Annotated in this window: 3 protein-coding genes; 1 reads left to right on the top strand and 2 read right to left on the bottom strand. The window is 62.1% G+C overall.

Translation table 11 applies throughout. The features are described 5' to 3' along the window. Positions 1 to 639 precede the first annotated feature (639 nt). Positions 640 to 1,902, top strand: coding sequence for a hypothetical protein (locus V3572_RS09535; RefSeq protein WP_332110763.1), 1,263 nt, complete (start codon positions 640 to 642; stop codon positions 1,900 to 1,902). A gap of 281 nt (positions 1,903 to 2,183) precedes the next feature. Here the strand turns inward: V3572_RS09535 and V3572_RS09530 are convergent, their stop codons facing one another. Then, complete coding sequence (locus V3572_RS09530; RefSeq protein WP_332110762.1) at positions 2,184 to 2,696, bottom strand: hypothetical protein; 513 nt, start codon at positions 2,694 to 2,696, stop codon at positions 2,184 to 2,186. 181 nt (positions 2,697 to 2,877) lie between these two features. Then, positions 2,878 to 3,773: YfaP family protein (locus V3572_RS09525; protein ID WP_332110761.1), on the bottom strand; the 896-nt coding region annotated here is incomplete at its 5' end.

The raw sequence follows: 3,773 nt of genomic DNA, 5'->3' as shown, positions 1-3,773 counted from the left end.
GGCGATCGGCATCTTGTTCGTGGAGCACGGCCCCCGTGCCGAAATCCATGACCATGGCTGCCCGGACATCGAGTTCGCCGGGGACCGCCTTGGCCTTGGATTTGGCCATGGCCTGGGAGGCGGAGCCGTGAACCAGGATGGCGATGAAAAAAAGAATCTGGATAATCCGGCGCATGCCTTTCCCCCCTGTGCGCTGTCGCCCGTTGCCAGAAGCGATGTGAGAAATCCCCCGTAGAAAGGCAGCATGAACCATGCCAGGCTTGGGCAGCTCCCCTGATCCCGTTCCCGGCAGCCATGATGCGCCCCGCCGTGGGGCGGCCCGGGACGAGACGCGGCGCACGGGGTAGGCAGGATTGTCTGCGCGACAGGCGGGGGTGCGTTTTATTTTTTAAGAAAATGAACGGGGATGAGCGACATTGTTGTACGGCAGGTTCCAGGCGGCCGCCCGAACGGGCGTCGGCTTCCCCACGGGCCGGACGCGGCGAGGGGCGGATGCCGGGTCGGCGTGGGCGGGTCGAGGGATGCCCACCCCATTGACAGTACAGGCAGGGGGAAATAGGAAACATTTTTTGGAGCGGCGGTGTTCGTATCGCCCAAGATCCTTCACGCCCCAAGCGCCCCCGGAGCTTTTTCCCTGCTATGATCAAACGCAAGACCCTCTATGTGTCGGCATTGGTGCTTTTGCCGGTGATATTCCTCGAATTGGCCTCGTATGTCATGCTCGTTGCGCTGTTTGACGGTCCGGGCCGGGTCAGGGAAAGCCGCGAGGCCCTTGTTTCCGTGGACACCACCCAGGCCGGACTCATTTCCGCCGGACGGACCAAGCAGTTTCAATACATTCTGCATCCCTACCTGGGGTTCGTGTATGACGCCACCTACAATGCCGCCGTGGGGCCATACGGCTTTGTGGGCGACGACATCGTGGCCGAGGTTGCGGACGGCAACTACAATGTCGTGGTGACCGGCGGCTCTGTGGCGGGGAATTTTTATGTCATGGAGTTCCAGGAGCTTAAAAAGCGGCTCCAGGCCATGCCCGCCCTGGCCGGAAAAAAGATCAACATGGCCTGCATCGCCACGGCCGGATACAAGCAGCCCCAGCAGCTTTTGTCCGTGGCCTATCTGCTGTCCCTCGGGGCACGCATCGACCTGCTCATCAACATCGACGGATTCAACGAAATGGTCATTCCTCTGACCGAGAACCAGCCCGAGGGCATTTCCGTCTTCTATCCCACCATGTGGAAGGATTTGACCGACGACCTCGGAGATTCCCGGCAAAGGATCTTGATTGGCGAACTGAGCCTGGTGGACGCGGCCCGCACCACCCTGGCCAAATGGTTTTCCTGGCCAGGGATCGATTGGTCCATGACCGCGAACCTGACCTGGTTTCTTATGGACAACGTCTTGTCCGGCCAGGCCAGGGAGAAGGTCAACGAGTTGGAACGCACCAGCGGGGCGCTCAAGGTCTTTCAGAAGGGGCCCCCGGATCAGGGCGACCGGGATGCGGTTCAGGAACATCTCGCCGACGCATGGGGCACGTCCAGCCGTCTTTTGGGGGAATTGGCCAAGTCCGGTGAATTCGCCTACGTGCATGTGCTGCAACCCAATCAGTACGTGCCGGGGTCCAAGCCCATGTCGGAAAACGAAAAGCTCATCGCCATAAGCCCGACTCCGGGCATGGCCGAAACCACCGCCCAGGGATATGACCGTCTGGCGCAGCACATCGCGGACATAGAACAGGCTGGGATTCCATTTCTCGACGCCACCATGATTTTCCAAAATGTCACCGAGGATGTCTATTTCGACACCTGTTGCCATTTCAACAAGCTCGGAAGCGACATCCTTCTGGACGCCATCATGGGGTTTCTGGGGAAAACGGTCTATTCCACGAAAAAGGCCGACTGATCCTTCACGACGGCCACGCGAAGGCCGACTGACGACGGCCATGCCCGGTTGCGGCCGAAGCATGGCGGACCTCCGGATTTCCTCGCAGGGCGTGTGCGGCGTTCCGGGGAATGCCCGAGTCCCGCTGTCGAGAGGGAGACATCGAAAGGGGGGGGGCGAAGGATCGGTTTTCGGCCCGGCATACGGGCCGGAATCGTGAAACGTTCCCGGCAAAGCGGGGCCGGGGGGCCTGCGGCGCGATGCCGGGCTTCGGAGAACCCGCCGCCAGCAAGCCAGCCGCACTACATTTCGAGATAGACCCAGGTCATGGTCAGGGAGCGGAAGGCGTGGAAGGCGGCCTGTCCGGCCGTGCGGTCCAGGCGGGCCAGCATGAGCAGATCCAGTCCTCCCTGGTCGTTGATGGTATAGCCCTGAACCGGCCCCCCGGTTTTTTTTGCGTCGAAGGGGACGGTGATGGTCGCAGGTTGGGCCAGGCTGGGAGCCTGTCCGAACTCGATCACCGCAACCATGCCCGAGGGCGCACCCGACGGCAAGGACAGGGTCCCGTCGTTGCAGCCCACCCGCACGATGACCTCTTGGTCCAATGCGCCAGCCGGAATCTCCAGAATCATGCCTTCCAGGGGCGATCCCGAACCCCGGATTTCCATGCGGCCTCCCTGGGGGCCGATGCTTTTTTTCGCCAGAAACCGGGTGGTTCCAAAGGTGAAGTGGGCCGCCTGATCCGATGCTCCCGCCTGTGCCATGATGCCCCCGATGAGGACGAGGAGGCTGAGCAGCGCACATATTTTTCGCATAGGCGCTTCCTCGTTGGGTGGACCGGCCGACTTCGGCCGGGCGTATGGCGCGTGCGCCGTTTCAAAAATGCCCCGGTGAACTCGGGCGTCTTCACCTGTCAGGAACCCCTTTATCATGTTCCCGTGCAGGCGTCCCCGCCCGTCCCGGCCTCTTGGGCCGGGACGGGGAGACGGGCGGACGTTATGGCCGAGGCGGCGATTCCTGCTTGGGCGCCAGCATCTCTTCCGTCATCGGAACGAGCAGCTTCACTGTCCCCGAGGGATCGCGGATGAACTGGGGCTGCGCTCCGGACGTGGGCTGCACCGGGATGATGTCCACAACGGTGGCCCAGTCGGCGCCCGTTGCGGTGGGGCTGATGTTGCTTGAGCTCTCGGAACTGAGCACGCCGGAGTAGTTCAGGGTGACCGGGTTGGCTGTGCCTTCGTAGAGGAGCACGTTGATGGTGTAGCCGCTGGGAATGGTCGGCGGTGTGGGCGTGCCGGACTGGTGGTCGGAATAATAATGGACGCGCACCCGGTAGGCCTGGCCCCAGCGCACGGTGTTGGTGTCGAGCAGGGTCCAGTGCTCCGGGCCGTATCCCGAGGTGTCGTCGTAGTCCAGTTTGCCGCCGTCGGCGGTGGTCTTGTGCTGGTACCAGGAGGCGTCGCCCGTGGGATCGATGACGTACAGATCCAGGTCCGTGTTGTTGGTGTTCCAGGTCAGGGTGACCAGGATGACGGCCTTGTTCAGGATCAGCTTGAGCTTGAAGGGGGTAAGCTGGTTGTTGGGGGTCTCGACGGTGAACCCCTTGGAGTTTTTGCCGTAGGTCGTGAAGGCGATGGTGTTTTCGCCGTAGTTGAGGCTCACCGGAACGCTGAAGTTGCCCTGGGCGTCCACGGCGGCCTCGAAGGGCGTGGTGCCGTTTAAGGTCAGCTTGATCTTGGTGACCAGAACCTGGCCGCTCTCAATCTTGCCGACGACGGTCACCGTCCGCTGGTTCACCTCCTGGTCGAAGGTGTGGGAGGTGATGGTGACCTGGGCGTCGCCGCTGCCGTCGAAGCCGGATTCGGCATCCTTGTAGATGCTGTCGAAGGGCT

The sequence above is a fragment of the Desulfolutivibrio sp. genome, assembly GCF_036584575.1.
GTDB lineage: Bacteria > Desulfobacterota > Desulfovibrionia > Desulfovibrionales > Desulfovibrionaceae > Desulfolutivibrio.
The sequence above is the reverse complement of the archived record's forward strand: the minus strand, read 5'-3'. Positions and strand labels throughout refer to the sequence as shown.